The organism is Streptomyces sp. NPDC093544 (assembly GCF_040683495.1).
Lineage (GTDB): Bacteria > Actinomycetota > Actinomycetes > Streptomycetales > Streptomycetaceae > Streptomyces.
The window spans coordinates 325,095-347,064 of record NZ_JBFBEA010000003.1; the positions used below are offsets into that span (position 1 = coordinate 325,095).

Sequence of the window (21,970 nt, forward strand, 5' to 3'; positions counted from 1 at the left end):
CTGCATGGCATGAGTCACACCCTCGGCATCCGACAGGCCCAGAAGCAGAAGACCCGACAGGCCCTCCTGGACGCGGCGTTGGGGCTGCTGGAGGAGCAGAGCCTGAGCAGCCTGGGTCTGCGTGAGGTCACCCGTGCCGTAGGTGTCGCTCCGACCGCCTTCTACCGGCACTTCCGCTCGACGGCGGATCTGGGTGTGGCGCTCGTCGAGGAGGCGCTGGGCAGCCTGCACCCGATGATCGGGGACACCGTGTCCGCGGCCGGCGACAGCGACGAACGCATCACGCGTGCCGTCGATCTGATCGCCCACCACGTGGCGACCCACCCCGCGCACGTCCGCTTCATCGCGCGCGAGCGGCACGGCGGCGTACAGCCGGTGCGGGAGGAGATCCGCGAGCAACTGGCCCGGTTCGCCGAGGAAGTGAAGACCGAGCTGGCCAAGCAGCCCGAGTCGCAGGGGTGGAGCGACGACGACCTGCTGATGCTCGCGGGCCTGTACGTCGACCAGATGCTGATGACGGCGTCGCTCCTCCTGGAGGCGCTGGAGGCGTCCGAGGAGGAGCGGGACCGGGTGGCCCGCGTGGCGGCCCGCCAGATGCGGCTGATCAGCATCGGCCGCCGCAACTGGCTGGGGTGACGCAACCCGGCTCCCGTGACGGAATTGGCTGGGGTGACAACCCGGCTCCGGTGACGCAACTGGCAGAGGTGACGCACCCGTTCACCGAGTACGTCACCCCACAAAGCCATCGAACCGACGTGAGGGAAAGGGTCAGCCCGTCTGCTGCGCCTGAGCCCCCTGCCCACCACCCCCGCCACCGCAGCCGCCGCCACCGGCCCCACCGCTCGGCATACCGGACGGCCGACCCGAGCGGGCCGCGCCCGAGGGCATCCCGGACGGAGCACCGGAGGGCCTGCCGGACCGCGCGCCGCTGGGCCGCCCGGACGGGCCCCCGCTCGGCATGCCCGAAGGCCGGGCACACTCCGTCTGGCCGGTGGTGCCGCTGTCCGAGGACGAGTCGCCCGAGCCACAGGCCGCCAGCAGAGGCGCGAGTGCGAGCAGTGCGACGGCGGGGACGAGTCGTACACGACGGTTCATGAGGCTAACTCCCAGTCAGGTCCCGAGCCCGGTTTATGAGTACCGGATGAGTACGGGATGAGTGGGGGCCAGAGCACCAGATCCAGGTAGGACCACGCTGTGCCGAAGCTATGGCTTGCTGTGGATCGGTTGAAGCCGCGGGAAAGAAGACAGGTCCAGGTGGGAGCGCTGTTCCCGAACCGTGACATCGGGACCAGCGGCGGCAACGCCGCCTGCCACCCGGCGCCGCAACGCCTCACGGGCGTCCACGAGTTCGACGCCCGATCGGCGACCTGACCGGCCGGTCCGGTCGGCCACCTGACGGACCGGCCGGCGAGCCCCTCAGCCGATCCGCACCCGTGCGAGCTGCCGGGACTGCGCGACCAGCCGGTCCGCGCTGTCCCACACCTCGGCGTCCTCCTCCAGGAAGCCGCCGGCGAGGTTGCGGGTGGTGATCGACACCCGGAGCGGGCCGGGGGCCGGGCGGGAGCGGACGTGCACCGTCAGTTCGACGGTCGGCACCCAGCCGGACAGGCCGAGTTCGAAGGCGGTCGGGGGCAGCGCGTCGACGGCGAGGAGTAGTGAGAGGGGGTCCGCGTCGCGGCCGTCGGCCAGGCCGAACCAGGACCTCATCTCGCCCTTCCCGGAGGGCGCTCCGAGCGCCCAGCCCAGCGTCGCCGGGTCGAGCTTGAGCATCAGCCGGTCGGTGATCGCCGAGCCGCCGGGCACGGGTGCAGGCGCGTCTTCGGGACCGAAGCACTGGTCCATGGGCGGTATCGCGGGCGGCTTCGCCGTCGTACGGACGTCTTCGGGCAGGGTGTCGAGATCGCCGTACGAGGCGAGGACGCGGATCCGTTCGACCTCGCGGCCCTCGTCGTCGTACTGGAAGAGGGAGGCCTGGCCGGTGGAGAGGGTCCGGCCGGTGCGTACGGCCTCCGTACGGACGACCGCCGGTCCCGGCTGGGACGCGGTCAGGTAGTGCGCGGAGATCGTGAACGGGTCGGCGTGCGGCAGGGCGTGCGCGAGGGCGCGGCCCAGGACCGCCAGGAGATAGCCGCCGTTGACGGCACTGATGATCGTCCACCCGGCGGACAGGTCGATGTCGTAGACGCCGGGTTCGCGCAGGGTGACCGCCGTGTCGCGGTCGAACTCGCTGTCGCCGATCGTGGCCTGTACGGCCTGTATCGAAGCTGCATCTGACATGCCCGAACGGTACAACAGGAAATTACTAAGCGGTAGCTTTGACTGTTTCAGGCGCATGACGTCTGCCCGCGACGAGCCAGGGTTCACGGAGTCTCCGACTCGGTCGCCGTCGAGCGCCGGTGCCACGCGCGCGGCGCCCGCCAGTGGTACCGCATCGCGAGCAGCCGCAGCACGAAGGCGGTGACGACCGCGAGTCCGCTGGTGAACGTGGTGAGCATGTCGTAGCGGATGCACACGACGACCATCGCCGCACCGACCATCGCCGGCACCGCGTACAGGTCGCGGTCCCAACGCAGCAGCGAGGGCACCTCGTTGGCGAGGACGTCACGCAGCACGCCGCCGCCGACCGCCGTGGCGAGGCCGAGGGCCGCGGACTGGGTCAGGCCGAGCCCGTACTCGTACGCCTTCGTCGTGCCGGAGACGCAGAAGAGGCCGAGTCCTGCCGCGTCGAAGACGTTGACGGCGACCTGGGTCCGTTCCACCTCCGGGTGGAGGAAGAAGACGAGCAGGGCGGCGAGCAGCGGGGTGCTGAAGTAGCCGAGGTCGGTGAACGCGGCCGGGGGTACGGCCCCGATGATCAGGTCGCGGAACAGTCCTCCGCCCAGCGCGGTGACCTCGGCGAGTACGGCGATGCCGAAGACGTCGAAGTTCTTGCGGACGGCCAGCAGGGCGCCGGAGATCGCGAAGACGAAGATCCCCACGAGGTCGAGGACATGCTGGACGGAGGGGGTGAACAGTTCCTGGAGCACCCGCCATTTTTACCTATGCGAACGGGAGAGCGCGCGTGCGCTCTCCCGTTCGTGGTGCTTCGGCCCGGCTTCGGCGCCTAGTCCTTGGACTCTTTCGGCTCCGTGGACTCCTTCGACTCCGTGGACGCGCTTGCCTCGGGTGCGGACTCCGGTTCCTCGGAGGAAGTCTCCTCCGCAGCCTCAGCCGGAGCCTCAACCTCGACCGAGGTCTCAGCCTCGGCCGAAGTCGCAGCCTCAGCCGGAGTCTCAGCTTCAGCCTCAACCGAAGTCCCGGTCTCGACCGACACCTCGGCCGGAGCCTCCCCCGACACCTCGGCGGCATCCACCGCAGGGACCAGCTCGACCGTCTCCATGGCCACCTTGGCCGCCGACAGCAACACCGTGTCCTGCGGCGCCTGGTCGTCCGCGTTCTCCGGGTGGTGGCAGGCCACCTGCTGGCCGGGCTTCAGCTCCAGGAGCAGCGGCTCGGTCGTCTTGCAGATCTCCGTGGCCTTCCAGCACCGCGTGTGGAAGCGGCAGCCGCTCGGCGGCGAGATCGGCGAGGGCACGTCACCCTTGAGCAGGATGCGGTCGCTCTTGGTGCCCCGGCGCTTGGGGTCCGGGACCGGCACCGCCGACATCAGGGCCTTGGTGTACGGGTGCATCGGCGCCTCGTACAGCGAGGTACGGTCGGCGAGTTCGACGATCTTGCCGAGGTACATCACCGCGATACGGTCCGAGACATGGCGTACGACGGAGAGGTCGTGCGCGATGATCACGTACGTCAGGCCCAGCTCGGTCTGCAGGTCGTCCATCAGGTTCACGACCTGCGCCTGGATCGACACGTCGAGGGCCGAGACCGGCTCGTCCGCGACGACCAGCTTCGGCTTCAGGGCGAGCGCGCGGGCGATGCCGATGCGCTGGCGCTGACCGCCGGAGAACTCGTGCGGGTAGCGGTTGAAGTGCTCGGGGCTCAGACCCACCAGCTCGAGAAGGCGCTGGACCTCCTTCTTCACACCGCCCTCGGGCTCCACGCCCTGGAGCCGGAAGGGCGCCGAGACGATCGAGCCGATGGTGTGCCGCGGGTTCAGCGAACCGTACGGGTCCTGGAAGATCATCTGGATGTCCCGGCGCAGCGGGCGCATCCCTCCCGCGCCGAGCCGGGTGATGTCCTTGCCCTCGAACTCGATGGTGCCGGCGGTCGGGTCCTGGAGCCGGGTGATGACCCGGCCCATGGTCGACTTGCCGCAGCCGGACTCGCCGACCACGCCCAGCGTCTCGCCCTTGCGCACCTCGAAGTCGATGCCGTCGACCGCCTTGACGGCCGCGACCTGGCGCTGGAGGACGCCCTTCCGGATAGGGAAGTGCTTCTTCAGCCCCTGGACCCTGAGCAGCACCTCGCGGTCATCGGAGGCCGCCGCCTGCGGCGGGGTCACCGGCGCGTCGACGGCGTCCGTCTTCTTCGTCTCACTCACAGCTTCGGCGCAATCTCTTCGGTCCAGATCCGCGTGCGGTCCTCCGGCGAGAGGTGACAGGCGGAGTAGTGCCCGCTGCCGACCAGTTGCAGTTCGGGGCGCACGGTACGGGTGACATCGCCCTTGGGGAGGTCGGCGTACGGGCAGCGCGGGTGGAAGGCGCAGCCCGAGGGGATGTTGATGAGACTCGGCGGCTGGCCCTTGACGGGGATGAGCCGCTCGGACGTCTCCCGGTCGATACGCGGCATCGAGCCGAGCAGACCCCAGGTGTAGGGGTGCTGCGGCCGCTCGAAGATCGTGTCGACGGGACCGCGTTCCGCGCACCGGCCGCCGTACATCACCAGGACGTCGTCGGCGATCTCGGCGACCACACCCAGGTCGTGGGTGATGAGGACGACGGCGGAGCCGAACTCCTTCTGCAGATCGCGGATGAGGTCGAGGATCTGCGCCTGGACGGTCACGTCCAGGGCGGTCGTCGGCTCGTCCGCGATGAGCAGCTCGGGGTTGTTGACGAGCGCCATGGCGATCATCGCGCGCTGGCGCATACCGCCGGAGAACTCGTGCGGGTAGCTGTCGACGCGCTTGCCGGGCTCGGGGATGCCGACCCGGTCGAGCATCTCGATGGCCCGCCTGCGCGCGGTCTTCTTGTTGACCTTGTGGTGGACGCGGTACGCCTCCACGATCTGGTTACCGATCGTGTAGTACGGGTGCATCGCGGAGAGCGGGTCCTGGAAGATCATCGACATCTCGCGGCCGCGGAGCTTGCGCACCTCGTCCGGGTCGGCGCCGACCAGTTCCTTGCCGTCGAGCCAGATCTCGCCGGACATCCGGACGTGCTTGCCGCCCGCGCCCAGCCGGTGCAGACCCATGATCGCCAGCGAGGTGACGGACTTCCCGGAGCCCGACTCGCCCACGATGGAGAGGGTCTTGCCCTTCTCCAGCGAGAAGCTGAGCCCGTCGACGGACTTGACCACGCCGTCGTCGGTCGGGAAGTGCACCTTGAGGTCGCGTACTTCGAGGAAGGCGCTCGGTGCGTCCGAGCGCGCGGTGACGGGTTCGCCTACCGCGGCGCCGGTCTTGGACAGTTCGGTCACGAGAGCCTCACCCGCGGGTCGGCGGCTGCGTAGAGCAGGTCCACCAGAAGATTTGCGATCACGACGAAGAGGGCGGCGATCAGGGTGACACCGAGGATCTTGGGCAGGTCGTTGTCGGTGATGCCCTGTACCGCGTACTGGCCGATGCCGGGCAGCGAGAACACGTACTCGGTGATCACGGCTCCGCCGAGCAGCAGACCGAGGTCCATGCCGAAGATGGTGATGATCGGCGTCAGCGCGGCCCGCAGCCCGTGCCGCACCACGACCTTGCTCTCACGCAGGCCCTTGGCGCGGGCCGTACGGATGTAGTCCTCGTTCATCGTCTCCAGCATGCCCGAGCGGGTGAGCCGCGCGTAGATGGCGGAGTAGAGAAGTGCGAGCGAGCACCACGCGGGGAAGAGGGTGTTGGCCCACTCCGCGGGATTCTCGGTGAACGGGACGTACGTCTGGCCGAAGATCGGCCACTGGAAGGTGAAGAGCAGCAGCGCCAGGTTGCCCGTGAAGAACATGGGCAGCGAGACACCGGCAAGGGCGATGCCCATGAAGGTGCGGTCGAGGAACGAGCGCGGCTTGAGCGCGGAGACCACACCGGCCGTGACACCGGACACCAGCCAGAGCACGGCGGCACCGGCGGCCAGCGAGGCCGTCACCGGAATGCGGGACGTCAGCTCCGGCCAGACCGCCTGGTGGGTCTTGAAGGAGTAGCCGAAGCAGGGCGCGTCGCAGTGCGCCGTGGTGGGGCCGAGGTCATAGGTGGCCCCGACCACGATCCCCTTGATGAAATGCCAGAACTGGGCGTAAAGGGGCTGGTCCAGTCCGAGGTTGTGCTTGACCGCGGCGATATCGGCCGCCGACGGGTTCTTCCCGATGTACTGCTGGGCCAGCGAGTCTGCGGTCTGACCGGCGAACCGCGGCAGTACGAAGAAAATGGCGAAGGTGACCGCGGTGACGACCAGCAGCAGGATCACTGCCGCGGCCATCCGGCGGAGGATGTACGAGATCACGGGGATCGGCGCTGGTGCCCGCGGGCCGCTAAGCCCGCGGGCACCAATGCCTTCACCTGCCTTCCGGGGCTACTTCTTGGTCGTACCGATGTTGAGGTAGTCGTACTGGCCGCTGAAGGCCGCCGTGGAGACCAGGTTGGTGAAGCCGGCCGGGCGGTACAGCAGGACCTTGAAGTAGGTCAGCGGAACGAGGGCCGCCTCTTCCATGGCCTTCTTGTCGACCTCGGTGTAGAGGGCGTCACGCGCGGCCTTGTCCTCGGTGCCGATCGCCTTCTGCAGCGTCGAGTTGACCACGGCGTTGTCGAGCTGCGACAGGTTGGTGTTGCCGGACGCGCCGATCGCGGCACCGTTCAGGATCTGCTGCAGGAAGCCGTAGCCGGACGGCCAGTCGGAACCCCACTGCATCATCATCAGACCGATGTTGTTCTTCTTGTCGAACTCGGGGACACCCGCGTTGTCGGTGAAGTACTTGCCCGACGGGTACTGCTTCAGGCTGGCGTTGATGCCGGCGGCCTTCAGCGAGTTGATGATCGCGGTGGCCGCGTCGATCTCCGCCGGGCGGTCGCTGCGCGCGGAGATGTTCGTGGTGATCGACGTCTTGCCGCAGGCCGTCAGCTGCTCCTTGGCCTTGGCCACGTCGCCCTTGTTGCCGGCGGAGGCGTAGATGTCCGACTTCTCGTAGCCGGGGATGTCCGGCGGGAGGACGGTGGTGGCGATGTCACCACGGATCGGGCCGCCCTCGGCGGTCTGCACCGAGACCTTGTCGATGGCGTACTCGACGGCCTTGCGGCAGGCGACGTTGTCGAACGGGGCGAGCTTGGTGTTGATCGCCATGTAGACGAGACGGCCACCGTAGGTGTTGTCGGTGTTGGCCTTCAGGTCGGCGGAGTTGACCACCTTGGCCTGCGTCGCGGCCTGGACACCCGTACCGCCCAGGTCGATGGCGTTACCGGCCATCACGTCCTGGTCGATCGTCTCGGCGTTGACCTTCAGCTTGACGACGATCTTGTCCGGGTACTGCTTGCGCAGCGGGTCGGTCTTCGCGTCCCAGTTCTCGTTGCGGACGAGGGTGACCTGCTTGCCCTCCTCGTAGCTCTCGAACTTGTACGAGCCCGAGGACACGATGTTCTTGACGTAGTCGACGCCGGTGTCCTTGGCCTGCGGCACCGGAGCCGTCTGCGGCGTGGCGACCAGGTAGTCGAACTCCTGGAAGGCGGTGTTGAGCTTGAAGACGATCGTCGTGTCGTCCGGCGTCTCGATGGACGACAGACCCTCGGCGCTCTTGTCCTTGTAGGGGCCCTTGTACTTGTCGCCGCCCTCGAGGAACTGCTGGAAGTAGTTCGGGCCGAGGGAGAGTACGTCACGCGCGAAGTTGGAGCGCTCCACGGCGTACTTCACGTCCTTCGACGTGATCGCCGTGCCGTCCTGGTACTTGAGGCCCGAGCGCAGCTTGTACGTCCAGGTCTTGCCGCCGTCGCTCGGCACACCCGCGCTGGCGGCGAGGTCCGGGACCAGCTCGTTGCCCTTGTCGCCCGCGGCGGGCTTGAAGGTCATCAGCGGGCGGGCGTACAACCGGCTGAGGTTGTACATGTACGCGTAGTACGTGTTGCCCGGGTCGAACGAGTCCGGGACGTCGGAGTACTCGTACGTGACCGTCCCACCCTTCTGGGTGGAAGCGTTGACGACGTCCTTGGTCGCTGCGTTGGCCCCAGCTGATTTCGTGTCGTCGTTCGTGTTGTCATCGGCCTTGCTGCAGCCTGCGAGAAGCAGACTCACACTGCCGATGGCCGCAACTGCGGCCAGCGCTGACCTTCGCATGATGTTCGGGTCCCCTCCATTGTTGGAAACTTGATGGACGCTCGGCGCTGCCACAGGTCAGCGGCTGCGCGGGTCGAGAGCGTCGCGCAGACCGTCGCCGAGCAGGTTGAACGCCAGCACGGTGACGAAGATCGCGAGGCCGGGCACGATCAGGAACTGCGGATCGACCTGGTAGTAGGTGACCGCCTCGCTGATCATCCCGCCCCATGACGCCTGCGGGGGCTGGATGCCGACGCCGAGGAAGCTCAGGCTCGCCTCGAAGAGGATGTTGGTCGGGATGAGCAGCGTCGAGTAGACGATGATCGGGCCGACCAGGTTCGGGAGCAGCTCTCGGAAGAGGATGTACGGTCCCCTCGCGCCCATCCCCCGGGAGGCGTCGACGAACTCGCGCTCCCGCAGGGCCAGGGTCTGGCCGCGGACGATGCGTCCCAGGTAGGGCCAGTTGAAGAAGCCGATAATGAAGATCAACACGCTGATGTGCAGCGGGAGTCCTTCGAGGCCGAACGCGCCGCCCTGCAGCGTCGCGGAGATCGCGATGGCGAAGAGCAACAGCGGGAAGGCCAGGAAGGTGTCCATCAGCCGGCTGATGATCGTGTCGACCCGGCCGCCGTAGTAACCGGCGACCACTCCGAGGACCGTGCCGATCACGTTCGAGAGGATCGTGGCACCGAAGGCGACGACCAGCGAGACCCAGGAGCCCTCCAGGATGCGGGTGGCGATGTCGCGCCCGAACTTCGGCTCCACGCCGAGCGGGTGCGCCCAGCTCATCCCGCCGAAATCGCCCAGGGGCAGCGAGGTGTTGGGGTCGATCAGGTCCTGGTTGAAGGCGTTCGGGTCGAGCCCGAACAGCGCCTGGATGGGGCGCGAGAGCGCCGCCAGCAGGATGAGCAGCACCACAATGACACCGCCGGCGACCGCCACCTTGTCGCGCTTGAAGCGCGTCCAGGCGATCTGCCCCAGGGAACGGCCCTCGATCTGCCCCTTGTCGACTCCGGCCAGCACAGCCTCCGGCTGCACTTCCGTCTCCGACCCGGTGGTCTCGATCGGTGCGGTCACAATGACCCGACCCCTCTGACCGGTGGTGACCGGCCTACGCCTGCCGCTGTCTGCGGCTTGGTTCACTTGCATGCCGGGAGCGGCCGCAGATGATGCGGCCTGGAGACCCGGGCTGTTACTTCGACTTGCACTCACTCACAGGATCGATGACCCCATGTCTGCACGGGAGTCTTCATGGCCGCCACGATCACGTGCCAGGTCTGGCGGTGAAAGTATGCGCAACCGTGATGCGGTTAAGGGGATTCCGTTATCCGAACAGTGGGTAACGCGGGGCGGACACGGGGCAGTTGGGGTGGAAGGGGCCATGAGGCGCCCTTTAGGCTGGTGTCAGCCTCAAAGGGGACATCCAACCCTTACGTCTGTCGAGCCGCAGGTCAGACGCGAGGTCACGGCATGCGGAAATCAGGACGTGGCGGGGCCAGGATGGGTTCAGCGGTGGAACAGGGATCAGTATGACCGGGACTGCGGATAGCCGTAGCCACCGGCCACCGGTGCCTGCGCCGGAGCCGCATGGGCTTCACGGTCGTAGAAGGGTCGCGCGTTGGACCGCAGCCACATCGCCACCGGGTCGTACTCGTCGGACATCGCGACCGTCGAGACGGGCAGCCCGTCCGGCACCGCGCCGATGGACTGCTGCATCATCGCCCGCACCGAGTCGACGGCCGGCGGCGAGGTGTCGTACACATCGAGACCGATGGCCAGATAGGGCGCCCCGAGCGCGGGCTGTACCCAGGCGCGGCGCAGCGAGCGCACGGCGGACGTGCGGTGCGCGTTCTGCGTGAGCAGGGCGTAGAACTGCGGGATCTCGATGCCCGGCTCGGAGAGCCTGAGCGGGCCCGCGGGCTGGCGCTCCAGGCCGGTGGCGATACGGCGCAGATCGAGCCAGGGGATACCGACGCCGCCGCCGGGGGCGTGCGGGTTCAACCAGAGGCCGAACTGGTCGGGGTACAGGGTGCGGGCGACGTCGAGGCCGTCGACGACCTCGTACGAACGGTTCCAGCCGCTGGCCGAGAGCTCCTGGGCGGAGGTCACACAGGGCGCGTACCCGAAGCCGTCCACCTGCATGTTTCCGTACTGCGCGTCCGGGGAGCCGGACTGGCCGTGCCAGAGCAGCATCCAGACCTGGCCTGCCGACGGGGCCGCGAGCGCGCGCAGGAGCGCCTCGTAGGCGTCGTAACGCCCGGGCGTCACCTGGCGCAGCATGTGCTCGACCTGCCCGGCCGCGGTGCCGCTGGCGCTCACCTGTACCGCCCCTTCGCGAAGTTGCCCCGGATATGAAACCAGCTTAAGCGGCGACCCTGACACCGGTGCGGGACGCTCCGCTCGGAAAGCCGCGTAAGAGCTCGGGACTTGCTGCCGTCCGCGACCGCGGGCCGGCTGTGGTTGCTCGCGCCCACGCGGCGGAGCCGCACAATGTCACAGCCCCGCGCCCCTGACGGGGCGCTCCTAGTGACCCCGGTGGTAGAAGGGCCGCACCCGCTCGCGCATCCAGTCGCCCACCGGGTCCTGGGTGATGTCCAGGAGAACCAGGTTCACGGGGCGGTCGACCGGGACCCGGCCCAGCGCACGTCCCAGCGCGTCCAGGGGGAGCGTGCGGGCCTCGCCCTCCCACAGCGAGAGTTCGACGCCGATGAACATCACGGGTGCGCCGCCCTCGATGCTGGCCAGGCAGCGGCGGGCGGTCAGCACGACGCCGGTCCCGGCGAACTCGGCGGAGGCCGCGGACAGGAAGTCCACCGGGTCGTCCTGCCAGTCGGGCTCGAAGAGCCGCACCCGGCCGCCGCTCGCGGACCCGTCGAGAGGCGTACGCCGGGCGCGGCACAGTTCGGCGACCGCGAGGGGCGGCAGTGGTACGCCGACCACGCCGTCCGGGTTGACCACGATGCCGACCTGCGGGGGCAGCCCGCGGGCGAACTCGACGGCGGGCGCGATCGTGTACGACATGTGCCCGCCGGTGACTTGGCGGAACTGCTCCTCGGAGCTGAAGACAGGGACGTACGCCTGACCCGCGATCTCCAGCGTGGGCAGGTCGAGCGGGCCGCTCTGCGTCCCGCCGCCGTTCGGCAGCGGGACCCAGACGAAGCTGCGGCCGAGGACCTCGACGATGCGGGCACCCGACGAGTGCCCCGCGGGCACGCCGAGGGACGCGGCGAGCACCTCCTCCAGTTCGTTGCCCGGCCATCCGCCGTGCGGATGGGGGTGCGCCTGCGCCGGGAGGCCGGGGAAGTCGGGGAATTGGGGGAAGTCCATCTGCCTACCTGTCTACCGCCTGCTGTGAACCACTGTTCCGGTGTTCCGGCTGGCTAGATTAGTGGGCTTGTACGGAATCTCCGCCGCTTCGGCCGCTCTCAGCGGTTCCCCGCCGCTCTCAGCCGCTCTCAGCCGCCGAAGTCGATCCGGCGCAGTACGTCCGCCGCGTCCCGGTCGATGAGCACCGCGGAACCGCAGCCCTCCGGCAGGTCGCCCTTCTCGACGGAACGCAGCAGCCGGGTGACCGCGCCGCGGTGGCGCCCGAACGCGTACCGCGAGACGCCGCGGCCGCGCTCGCGCTGGCCGTCAAGCGCCGTGCCGGGCGTGACATCGAGGAGCAGCAGGTGCAGCGCGCCGCCACGGCGGCGGGCCTCGCGGGAGAGCCAGCGGCGGACCCAGGCCTGCGTACCGCAGTCGTGTACGACGACTCCGGCGCCGGAGCGCAACGCGCGGTGCAGGCCCGTGTAATGGGCGAGGCGGACGAGGGGGCGGTAGAGCGCGTACGGGAGCCAGCGGGACATCCGTCCGTCCCAACGGTCGCGGGTGTCCTGCGAGTCGATACGCGGGCCCGAGACGGCACGGCGCATCAGGGTCGACTTGCCGCTGCCGGGGAGTCCGGTGACCACGACGACGTCGGAGCTGCCGAAGTGCAGGCCGTGCGGGCTGTGTCCCGCGCGCTCCCTGAGGTCGCGGACGACAGCAGTCGGGAGCGGGTCGCACGCCTCCCTGGCCGGGGCACCGGGCTGCTTGGGCAGCGCGAGACCCGTCGATGTCGCGTACGCCGTGGTCCTGTTCACCGTGATCGTCCTCCCCATGGGTCTGGAGTCCCATCCCCGCCGAGTGTAAAGAGAAGGTAATGCGCGGTGCTTCCTGTTTCCGTAATCGGTCTGCCACAGGCTGGTTACAAGTCACTGTAAGGCGCTGTGAGTCACTGTGGGTTGCCGCGGGTCGCCATGGGTTGCCGTGGGGTGCCGTGGGCTGCCGTGAGGGGGGTGTTCGGAGGTGCCCCTCCCGTGTCTCCGGGATGCGTGCAATGATGTGCGCGCCAACTGCATACCGGCCGCTTGAATCCGCGCGGGAGAGTCCCGGGGCACGTCGCCCTGGGCGCCGAAGGAGCAAGTCCCTCCCTTGAATCTCTCAGGCCCCGTACCGCGCGGGCGAGGCACATCTGAAAAGCGGGCCGCTGACCAGTGGCCCCACCCAAGGTGCAAGTCATGACCACCGTTTCGCGGGGTCGTGATGAACCTCTCAGGTTCCGATGACAGATGGGGAGGAACGACCTCGCCGTCATGCCTTGGGAGCCCCACCGATGAGCAGTAACGCACCCCGTCACACCGCGCTCGATGCCCTGCATCGCTCGCTCGGCGCGACGATGACCGACTTCGCGGGCTGGGACATGCCCCTGCGCTACGGCTCCGAACGCGACGAGCACATCGCCGTCCGCACGAAGGCCGGCCTCTTCGACCTCTCGCACATGGGTGAGATCACGGTCAGCGGGCCCCAGGCCGCCGCACTCCTCAGCTACGCGCTGGTCGGCAACATCGCCTCGGTCGGCGCCGGCCGCGCCCGGTACACCATGATCTGCCAGGCGGACGGCGGCATCCTCGACGACCTGATCGTGTACCGGCTGGCCGATGCCGAGTACATGGTCGTCGCCAATGCCTCCAACGCCCAGGTGGTGCTGGACGCGCTCGTGGAGCGTTCGGCGGGCTTCGACGCCGTCGTGCGGGACGACCGTGACGCGTACGCGCTGATCGCCGTACAGGGACCGGAATCCCCCGGCATCCTCAAGTCCCTCACCGACGCCGACCTCGACGGCCTGAAGTACTACGCGGGTCTGCCCGGCACGGTCGCGGGCGTCCCGGCGCTCATCGCGCGCACCGGCTACACCGGCGAGGACGGCTTCGAGCTGTTCGTGAAGCCGGCGCACGCCGTGGAGCTGTGGCAGGCGCTGACCAAGGCGGGCGAGGGCGTCGGCCTGATCCCATGCGGTCTGTCCTGCCGGGACACCCTGCGCCTGGAGGCGGGCATGCCGCTGTACGGGCATGAGCTGAGCACCTCGCTCACCCCCTTCGACGCCGGCCTCGGCCGGGTCGTGAAGTTCGAGAAGGAGGGCGACTTCGTGGGGCGCGACGCGCTCTCCGAAGCCGCCGCGGCCGCTCTTGAGAACCCCCCGCGGGTGCTCGTCGGTCTGATCGCCGAGGGCCGTCGCGTCCCGCGCGCGGGGTACGCCGTCGTCGCCGACGGCAAGGTCGTCGGCGAGGTCACCTCGGGCGCCCCGTCCCCGACACTGGGCAAGCCGATCGCTATCGCCTACGTCGACGCCGCGCACTCCGCTCCGGGTACCGCCGGAGTGGGTGTGGACATCCGGGGCAGTCACGAGCCGTACGAGGTCGTGGCGCTGCCGTTCTACAAGCGCCAGAAGTGAGACTGGCCCACAGGCCGGGCTTCGGGCTCGCTCGCGGTCACGGTGGCCGGACGTCAGCAGGGCACATCCGCCAGACGTGACACCGGGCACATCCGCCCTGCTCATCACCCCTCCCCCCGTCATCAGCACTCCCCCGCGTACAGGAGAATTCAGGACATGAGCAACCCCCAGCAGCTGCGCTACAGCAAGGAGCACGAGTGGCTGTCGGTCGCCGAGGACGGCGTCTCGACGGTCGGCATCACCGAGTTCGCGGCCAACGCGCTCGGCGATGTCGTCTACGCCCAGCTTCCGGAGGTCGGTGACACGGTGACCGCGGGCGAGTCCTGCGGTGAACTGGAGTCGACCAAGTCGGTGAGCGACCTGTACGCGCCGGTCACCGGCGAGATCGTGGAGTTCAACCAGGACGTGGTGGACGACCCCGCGCTGGTCAACTCGGCCCCCTTCGCGGGCGGCTGGCTGTTCAAGGTGCGCGTCGCGGACGAGCCGGACGACCTGCTCTCCGCCGACGAGTACACCGCTTTCACCGCCGGCTGAGGAGTCGTAGCCCCATGTCTGAACCCAAGTCGATTCTGAACACGCCCCTCCACGAACTCGACCCCGACGTCGCCGCCGCCGTCGACGCCGAACTGCACCGCCAGCAGTCCACCCTCGAAATGATCGCCTCGGAGAACTTCGCTCCGGTCGCGGTCATGGAGGCCCAGGGCTCGGTCCTGACCAACAAGTACGCCGAGGGCTACCCCGGCCGCCGCTACTACGGCGGCTGTGAGCACGTCGATGTCATCGAGCAGATCGCCATCGACCGCGTCAAGGCGCTCTTCGGTGCCGAGCACGCCAACGTGCAGCCCCACTCGGGCGCCCAGGCCAACGCGGCCGCGATGTTCGCGCTGCTCAAGCCGGGCGACACGATCATGGGTCTGAACCTCGCGCACGGCGGGCACCTGACCCACGGCATGAAGATCAACTTCTCTGGCAAGCTCTACAACGTGGTCGCGTACCACGTGGACGAAGCCACCGGCCAGGTCGACATGACCGAGGTCGAGAAGCTCGCCAAGGAGTCCCAGCCGAAGCTGATCGTGGCGGGCTGGTCGGCGTATCCGCGCCAGCTGGACTTCGCCGAGTTCCGCCGGATCGCGGACGAGGTCGGCGCGTACCTGATGGTCGACATGGCGCACTTCGCCGGTCTGGTGGCGGCGGGCCTGCACCCCAACCCCGTGCCGCACGCCCATGTCGTCACGACCACCACCCACAAGACGCTGGGCGGCCCGCGCGGTGGCGTGATCCTGTCCACGGCCGAACTCGCCAAGAAGATCAACTCGGCGGTCTTCCCGGGCCAGCAGGGTGGCCCGCTGGAGCATGTGATCGCCGCCAAGGCCGTCTCCTTCAAGGTCGCCGCGACGGACGACTTCAAGGAGCGCCAGCAGCGGACGCTGGACGGTGCGCGGATCCTGGCGGAGCGGCTGGTCCAGGACGACGTGAAGGCCGTGGGCGTGGACGTGCTCTCCGGCGGCACGGACGTGCACCTCGTCCTGGTAGACCTGCGTAACTCCGAGCTGGACGGGCAGCAGGCCGAGGACCGTCTCCACGAGGTCGGCATCACGGTCAACCGCAACGCCATCCCGAACGACCCGCGCCCGCCGATGGTGACCTCGGGTCTCCGCATCGGTACGCCGGCCCTGGCGACCCGCGGCTTCACGACCGAGGACTTCACCGAGGTCGCGGACATCATCGCGGAAGCGCTGAAGCCGTCGTACGACGTCGACTCGCTGAAGACCCGGGTGGCAGCCCTGACCGACAAGCACCCGCTGTACCCCGGTCTGTAGCAGTTCGTACGTTTCACGCGTTTCCTGCGTTTCACCATTGGGTTCGTCCGGAACGTACGTTTCTTCGGGGCGCCGCGCACACTGGACATCAGCCGTGCGCGGCGCCCACCCCCTTGCACCACCTTGTTTTGAGGAGTTCCCGTGGCCATCTCGGTCTTCGACCTGTTCTCGATCGGCATAGGCCCGTCCAGCTCCCACACGGTGGGCCCGATGCGCGCGGCAGGCATGTTCGCCCGGCGCCTGCGCAACGAGGCCGTGCTGGACTCGGTGGTGTCGATACGCGCCGAGCTGTACGGCTCCCTGGGCGCGACCGGCCACGGGCACGGCACCCCCAAGGCGGTGCTGCTCGGCCTGGAGGGCGCCTCACCCCGGACGGTGGACGTGGAGGGCGCCGACGGCCGGGTCGAGGAGATCAAGTCGGCGGGCCGCCTCAAGCTGCTGGGCGAGCACGAGATCGACTTCTCCTTCTCCGACGACCTGATCCTGCACCGCCGCAAGACGCTGCCTTACCACGCGAACGGCATGACGGTCTTCGCGTACGGCGCCTCGGGCGAACTCGTGCTGGAGAAGACGTACTACTCGGTCGGCGGCGGCTTCGTGGTCGACGACGACGCGGTGGGCGAGGACCGCATCAAGCTGGACGACACGGTCCTGAAGTACCCCTTCCGTACGGGCGACGAGCTGCTGCGGCTGACCCGCGAGACGGGACTGTCGATCTCCGCGCTGATGCTGGAGAACGAGCGGGCGTGGCGCACCGAGGAGGAGATTCGCGAGGGGCTCCTCGCGATCTGGCGCGTCATGCAGGCATGCACGTCGCGCGGCATGTCCCGCGAGGGCATCCTGCCGGGCGGCCTCAAGGTCCGCCGCCGCGCCGCCGTCTCGGCCCGCCAACTCCGCGCCGAGGGCGACCCGTTGGCCCACGCGATGGAGTGGATCACCCTCTACGCGATGGCGGTGAACGAGGAGAACGCGGCGGGCGGCCGGGTCGTCACGGCCCCCACGAACGGCGCGGCCGGCATCATCCCGGCGGTCCTGCACTACTACATCAACTTCGTGCCGGGCGCCGACGAGGAGGGAGTCGTACGATTCCTGCTCGCGGCCGGAGCCATCGGCATGCTCTTCAAGGAGAACGCGTCCATCTCCGGCGCCGAGGTCGGCTGCCAGGGCGAGGTCGGCTCGGCCTGCTCCATGGCCGCCGGCGCCTTCGCCGAGGTCCTCGGCGGCAGCCCCGAACAGGTCGAGAACGCCGCCGAGATCGGCATGGAGCACAACCTCGGCCTCACCTGCGACCCGGTCGGCGGCCTCGTCCAGATCCCCTGCATCGAGCGCAACGGCATGGCCGCGGTGAAGGCCGTGACAGCCGCGAAAATGGCCATGCGCGGCGACGGCTCCCACAAGGTCTCCCTCGACAAGGTCATCAAGACCATGAAGGAGACGGGCGCGGACATGAGCGTCAAGTACAAGGAGACGGCCCGGGGCGGGCTTGCGGTGAACATCATCGAGTGCTGAGGAAGTGGGCCCTGACCTGGGTACGCCGCGCGCTGAAGTACCACAGGATGCCCAGCGCGGCGTCATCGGGCTGTTCAGGGGCGAGACTCTTCGCCGGCGGCCGTTCCTTCACGCGACGTTGCTCGACACCTCGAAGCGTGAAAGAACGGCCGCCCTGCTGTCCCGGGACGGTGGTCAGAACATCGACGACAGGTCGCCGGTGATCGAGGAGACGAGCTCCTTGCCCTCCTCCGCGATCTGCTTCACCGCGGGAGCCACCCTCTTGGCGACCGGGGTGATCCACTTGGACTGGCCGTAGGTGACCAGGCTCAGCGCGGTGCCGGCCGCGGACCAGGCGAACTCGCCGCTGGTGAAGCCGTATTCGATGCCGGTGAACAGGGTGCTCAGCGCGCCGGCTCCCATCGCGATGCCGCCGAAGATCGCCGCGGCCGGGACACCGATGACGGCGAACGGGGGAAAGACGAGGCTGGCGAGCCCGAGGCCGGCGGCGATGAATCCCGTTCCGATGCTGACGTAGTTGAAGGCGTCGGCCCACCAGCCGGCGTCCGAGTACCACTCGTCGTTGTCGGAGCCGCTGCCGTTCTGGTTGACGTCGTCGTTGGCGTCGTTGTCGGCCGGGTTGCTGCCGTTGTTCCGGTCCTCCTGCGCCTTCTCGGCGGCCTCACGGGCGGCCTCGCGGGCCTCCTCCTGGCGCTTCTGGATGACGATGGCGCGTGCCTGGTTCGCCGCCGCGGCCGCCGTGGCCGCGTCCCGGCCCGCTTCGAGTTCGGACTGGCGCGCGCTGGCCGCGGACGCCTGGGCGTTGTAGGCGGAGTTCAGGGCCGAACGAGCCGAGTCGATCGCCTTGTTCGCGGAGTAGTTGGCCGAGCGGGAGGCGCTGCGCGCCGTTGTCGCGGCAGCCGAGGCCTTGTTCGCCGAGGTCTGCGCGTCCGCGGCCGACTTGTCCGCCGCGTCGGCGTTCTGCCGGGCCTGGTCGGAGTACTCGCCGGCCTTCGTCCCCGCGGCGATGGCCTTGTTCGCCCAGTTCTGGGCCTCCGCGGCGGCTTGGCGGGCGGTCGCCGCCACCTGCGACGCCAGCGCCGCGTTCTGCTGTGCTGTGTAGGCGGTCTTGGCCGCGGCGGCGATCGCCCCCTGGATCGCCGCGACGTGGGTGGCGGAGTCGTGGTCGAGCTGGGCCGAGGAGTGCTGCACGACCTGGACGAAGTTCCGGCGCATCCACGTCGGCCCCTCCAGGGCGACGTCCCCGTAGGCCTTGGTGTAGTCGCCTCCGTTCGCCACCGAGGTCGCGGTCTCGACCGCGTCGTCCTCCCGTACGGCGGCGGGGTAGGTGCGGTCGAAGAAGTCCTGCAAGGCCTCCGGGGTGTTCTTGTCCAGCGCGTCGTTGGCCGCCTTGGTGACGGCCTTGCCGGGCTTCTGGTCGAGGATGCGGCCGATCTGCACCCGGTTGTCGTCCTTCGAGGCCTTGATCACCCCGGAGGTGAGAAAGTCGCCCACCGCCGTGGAGCTGGTGCTCTCCAGCGCGGCCTGTGCCGCCCTGGCGATGGTGGGGTTGGACACCTGGGCGATGTAGAGGACGGTCTCCCGGTCGTCCTGGCCCTGGGCGACGCCCCGGTCGAGGTCGATCCAGGAGAACACGTCGTCGTCGCTGCCGGACAGCGCGAACTGGGCGGCCTCCCGCGTCCAGGCGCCCTTGGCTTCGAGCAGCGCGGTGGCGGCCTTGCGGCCCAGGGTGCCGGCGAGCGACAGGTCGCCGTCCGTGAACAGGGCCTTCTCGGCCCCGCTGATCAGGTCCTTGGTCGCCTGATCGGTCTGCGCCTCCTGGGCTCGCTTGTTCGCGTACTCGGCCAGTTCCTCCGCCTCGATCTCGCCCAGCAACCGGGCCTCGTCCAGGCCCTGGAGCCGCTCCTGCTCCAGGCGCGCGAGCTCCGCGTCCCGGGCCGCCTTGGCGACCGCCATGGCGTCCGTCACGGCCTTGGTGGCGGTGTCGGCGGCCTTGACGGCCTCGCCGGCGTGGGCGGTGGACTTGTTCGCGAAGTCGATGGCCTTGCCCGCGTTCGCCACGGCCTCGTCGACGGCGGCGGCCGCCTTCTCGGCGTGGGCGGCAGCGGAGTTGGCGGCGTCCCGCGCGGCGGCCGAGGCCGAGGCCGCCGCGTTGGCGAGGGCCTGGGCGGTGGAGGCGGCGTTGGTGGCACGGTTGGCGGCGGCGGTGGCGATGGCGGCCTGCCGCTTGGCCTCGGCGGCCTGCGACTGGGCGGCTCCGGACGCGGCGGCGGCCTGCGCGGCGGCGGTGGCGGCGGCGGCGGAGTTACGGGCCGCGGAGGCGGCCGAGGCACTGGCGCTGACGGACTGCGCGCAGGCGGCCCGGGCGGAGTCGGCGGCCTTTGCCGCGGTACGGGCCTTGGCGGCGGAGTTGCGGGCCGCGACCGCCGCGTCCTTGGCCGCCTGGGTCTTGCTCGCGTCCTTGGAGGCGGCGATGGCCGCGTTGTAGGCACGGGACGCGGCCCCACCGGCGACGGACGCGGCCTGGGACGCGGCGGTGGCCGCCCAGGAGGCGCGGCGGGAGGCGTTCACGGCCGCGTTGGATGCGTTGATGGCGATACGGGCGGCGTTCGCCGCGCCCGTGGCCGCGCTTGCCGCCTTGCGGGCCGCCGCGGCGGACTTCTGTACGTCGTCCTTGGCGGCCGCGGCCTCGGCCGCGGCCTCCTCCGCCGCCGCCTTCGCCGCGGCCGCGGCGGCCTGGGCCCGCTCGGACGCCTCGACGGCCAGGTCGGTCTCGGCCTGGGCGCGCTTACCCTCCCGGTCGACGACCGCGACGAGTTCCTCGATGGTCGCCGACTCCTGGTCACGGGCGCGGGCGATGTGCTGGCCGGTGTCGAGGAACCACTGGATGTCCGTCGCGGTGCCGTCCATGGCGCGGTTCGCGTACTTCCGCACCTCGGGCCCCGCGTTGACCAGCATGGCGCCGACCTGAAGCTGCGAGTCCTCCAGACGGGCGGAGTACTGGCCCTCTGTCAGGAAGGCCTCCAGCGCCGACCGAGTACCCGTGTTCAGGGCGGCGGACGCATCCCGCTGGACCGCCTTGCCGCCGGTGGCCGACAGGATGGCGGTCGCCACCTGAAGATCTTCCTGGAGAGCCGACTCGTAACCGCCCTGGAGGAAGGCGGCGATGGAGCTGTCACCGTTGTCGAGAGCGGCGACGGCCTCGCGGCGCAGGCCCTTGCCGGAGCGGGCGAGGTAGCTGGCGATCGCGACGCGGTTGTCCTCCGTCGTCACCGTCGGCAGCGTCTGGGCGAGGAAGGTACTGATGTCGGCATCAGTACCGAAAAGCGCGTTGGCCGCTGCCGCCTTGGTGGCTTTGCCACCCGTCATCCAGGCCTTGACCACCTTCGCCCGGGCGGTGTTCGGCAGCGCGAGCGGATCGGCCGTCGTCGCTGCCGCGTCGGCCGCTCGGGCCACGGGCGCCCACGTCAGGGGCGTGGCGGCGACAGCCGTCACAGCGGCGAGCGAGCCGAGCACTCGTCTGCGGCTCCAGAAGATCGTCTGCATGTGGATTGTTCCCCGTGGTTTCTGTGTGGCCCCCGGTGGGGCGTATGTGTTGGCTACGTGATGACGTGACCATACAAACGCAGGTTCGCAGAGCAATCAATGTGCCGTCGTGAATTGAAAAAGCGGCCAGAATCCGGCACCGAAAACTTTCTTTATCTCTTCGTTATAGAAGTCGTACAACCCTTCCCAGGGTGTGGTGAGCGTCACACCGAAGCTCCAACTGCCGTCCGTTTTATGGGTTTTGGAGGAGTGGACAAACCCGAGAAAGCGAGGTGGCATCTAGGCGGGGGAAGTGATGTGGAAGCACTCGCGACTTTGTCTATTTCCTTCACATTTACCTTGAAGCGCGTTTCTGACATCGATTCGGAAGCAACGAGTTTAGGAAAGTGATGAAGTCGCGTACCACATTTGCGGCACAGCCGCGGCGTAAGAGATTTCTGGCCCGCACCCTGGGCACGGCGGCGGTCGGCGCCCTGGCGTGGGCCGCCCTGGCCGCCGGCGTCCCCGGTGGATCCCACGCCGAGGCCGGCACGGCCACGACCGTCGCGGACAGCGCCCCCGGCTACGCGGTCGAGAACTTCGACTACCCGCAGGCGGACAAGATCCTCGCGGAGCAGAACATCGTGCTCAAGCGGGGTGACGGTCACATCACGCTCGCTGACTGCGCGAGCGGCACCGGCCAGTTGGAGGTCCAGGCGCGGGACAGGAGCAAGGTCTGCTTCAACGTCAAGGGCAACTCCGGCTGGCTGACCCTGGAACTGCCGTCGGTCTACCTCATCCGTGGCAACGACTACACGACCGAGGCGGAAATGACGGTCGGCACCGAGGAGCAGTCGTACGACATCGCCAAGAACACCTGGACCCCGGTGGGCGAGAGCGCGGACGACCAGGCACGTGAATGGACGCTCCTGGAACTTCGGGCCTCCAAGTAGCGCCCGTCCGAGCCCTGCCCGATCCGCCACCAC

At 69.1% G+C, this 21,970-nt stretch carries 18 protein-coding genes and 1 riboswitch; of the genes, 6 read left to right on the top strand and 12 right to left on the bottom strand.

Annotated elements, in window-relative coordinates; translation table 11 throughout:
- Nucleotides 1-9 precede the first annotated feature (9 nt).
- Entirely contained in the window at nucleotides 10-636 is a 627-nt protein-coding gene (locus AB0N66_RS05790; RefSeq protein ID WP_365429232.1) for a TetR family transcriptional regulator, read from the top strand.
- Between the two features lie 132 nt (nucleotides 637-768).
- Here AB0N66_RS05790 and AB0N66_RS05795 read toward each other — a convergent pair whose 3' ends face one another.
- The 11 genes from AB0N66_RS05795 to AB0N66_RS05845 form a co-directional block, all read right to left on the bottom strand.
- Nucleotides 769-1,095 (bottom strand): hypothetical protein, encoded by a 327-nt coding sequence (locus tag AB0N66_RS05795; RefSeq protein WP_365429235.1) that lies wholly within the window; start codon nucleotides 1,093-1,095, stop codon nucleotides 769-771.
- Nucleotides 1,096-1,416: 321 nt separating this feature from the next.
- Complete coding sequence (locus AB0N66_RS05800) at nucleotides 1,417-2,277, bottom strand: thioesterase family protein (RefSeq protein WP_365429238.1); 861 nt, start codon at nucleotides 2,275-2,277, stop codon at nucleotides 1,417-1,419.
- Nucleotides 2,278-2,360: 83 nt separating this feature from the next.
- Nucleotides 2,361-3,026: a trimeric intracellular cation channel family protein gene (locus tag AB0N66_RS05805; protein ID WP_365429241.1), complete on the bottom strand. Its 666-nt coding sequence runs from the start codon at nucleotides 3,024-3,026 to the stop codon at nucleotides 2,361-2,363.
- Between the two features lie 77 nt (nucleotides 3,027-3,103).
- Nucleotides 3,104-4,480: a dipeptide ABC transporter ATP-binding protein gene (locus tag AB0N66_RS05810; protein ID WP_365429243.1), complete on the bottom strand. Its 1,377-nt coding sequence runs from the start codon at nucleotides 4,478-4,480 to the stop codon at nucleotides 3,104-3,106.
- Nucleotides 4,477-5,574 (bottom strand): ABC transporter ATP-binding protein, encoded by a 1,098-nt coding sequence (locus AB0N66_RS05815; protein WP_365429246.1) that lies wholly within the window; start codon nucleotides 5,572-5,574, stop codon nucleotides 4,477-4,479. The genes AB0N66_RS05810 and AB0N66_RS05815 overlap by 4 nt, the downstream gene beginning before the upstream one ends.
- Nucleotides 5,571-6,578 (bottom strand): ABC transporter permease, encoded by a 1,008-nt coding sequence (locus tag AB0N66_RS05820; protein WP_365429249.1) that lies wholly within the window; start codon nucleotides 6,576-6,578, stop codon nucleotides 5,571-5,573. Before AB0N66_RS05820 ends, AB0N66_RS05815 begins: the two co-directional genes overlap by 4 nt.
- Before the next feature lie 69 nt (nucleotides 6,579-6,647).
- The gene (locus AB0N66_RS05825) at nucleotides 6,648-8,396 is read right to left on the bottom strand and encodes an ABC transporter substrate-binding protein (RefSeq protein WP_365429252.1); all 1,749 of its coding nucleotides are present in this window, start codon (nucleotides 8,394-8,396) and stop codon (nucleotides 6,648-6,650) included.
- Between the two features lie 57 nt (nucleotides 8,397-8,453).
- Entirely contained in the window at nucleotides 8,454-9,452 is a 999-nt protein-coding gene (locus tag AB0N66_RS05830) for an ABC transporter permease (RefSeq protein WP_365429255.1), read from the bottom strand.
- Between the two features lie 447 nt (nucleotides 9,453-9,899).
- Complete coding sequence (locus AB0N66_RS05835) at nucleotides 9,900-10,694, bottom strand: enhanced serine sensitivity protein SseB C-terminal domain-containing protein (protein WP_365429258.1); 795 nt, start codon at nucleotides 10,692-10,694, stop codon at nucleotides 9,900-9,902.
- Nucleotides 10,695-10,898: 204 nt separating this feature from the next.
- Nucleotides 10,899-11,702, bottom strand: a complete 804-nt coding sequence (locus AB0N66_RS05840; protein WP_365429261.1) for an enhanced serine sensitivity protein SseB — start codon at nucleotides 11,700-11,702, stop codon at nucleotides 10,899-10,901.
- Nucleotides 11,703-11,830: 128 nt separating this feature from the next.
- Nucleotides 11,831-12,499 carry an AAA family ATPase gene (locus AB0N66_RS05845; RefSeq protein WP_365429264.1) on the bottom strand — a complete coding sequence of 223 codons (669 nt, stop codon included), beginning with the start codon at nucleotides 12,497-12,499 and terminating at the stop codon, nucleotides 11,831-11,833.
- A gap of 268 nt (nucleotides 12,500-12,767) precedes the next feature.
- Nucleotides 12,768-12,864, top strand: a riboswitch (glycine riboswitch).
- 147 nt (nucleotides 12,865-13,011) lie between these two features.
- On the opposite strand from AB0N66_RS05845, the gene gcvT reads away from it, so the two are divergent.
- The 4 genes from gcvT (at nucleotide 13,012) to AB0N66_RS05865 (ending at nucleotide 17,459) form a co-directional block, all read left to right on the top strand.
- Nucleotides 13,012-14,130, top strand: coding sequence for a glycine cleavage system aminomethyltransferase GcvT (gene gcvT, locus AB0N66_RS05850; protein ID WP_365429267.1), 1,119 nt, complete (start codon nucleotides 13,012-13,014; stop codon nucleotides 14,128-14,130).
- 156 nt (nucleotides 14,131-14,286) lie between these two features.
- Nucleotides 14,287-14,664 carry a glycine cleavage system protein GcvH gene (gene gcvH, locus AB0N66_RS05855; protein ID WP_365429270.1) on the top strand — a complete coding sequence of 126 codons (378 nt, stop codon included), beginning with the start codon at nucleotides 14,287-14,289 and terminating at the stop codon, nucleotides 14,662-14,664.
- 14 nt (nucleotides 14,665-14,678) lie between these two features.
- On the top strand, nucleotides 14,679-15,950 hold the full coding sequence (gene glyA / locus AB0N66_RS05860; protein WP_365429272.1) for a serine hydroxymethyltransferase: 1,272 nt from the start codon (nucleotides 14,679-14,681) through the stop codon (nucleotides 15,948-15,950).
- 141 nt (nucleotides 15,951-16,091) lie between these two features.
- Entirely contained in the window at nucleotides 16,092-17,459 is a 1,368-nt protein-coding gene (locus AB0N66_RS05865) for an L-serine ammonia-lyase (RefSeq protein WP_365429274.1), read from the top strand.
- 174 nt (nucleotides 17,460-17,633) lie between these two features.
- On the opposite strand, the gene AB0N66_RS05870 is transcribed toward AB0N66_RS05865, so the two are convergent.
- On the bottom strand, nucleotides 17,634-21,005 hold the full coding sequence (locus AB0N66_RS05870; RefSeq protein ID WP_365429277.1) for an ALF repeat-containing protein: 3,372 nt from the start codon (nucleotides 21,003-21,005) through the stop codon (nucleotides 17,634-17,636).
- Between the two features lie 389 nt (nucleotides 21,006-21,394).
- Here AB0N66_RS05870 and AB0N66_RS05875 point away from each other — a divergent pair, with 389 nt between their 5' ends.
- Complete coding sequence (locus tag AB0N66_RS05875) at nucleotides 21,395-21,937, top strand: hypothetical protein (RefSeq protein ID WP_365429280.1); 543 nt, start codon at nucleotides 21,395-21,397, stop codon at nucleotides 21,935-21,937.
- Nucleotides 21,938-21,970 lie beyond the last annotated feature (33 nt).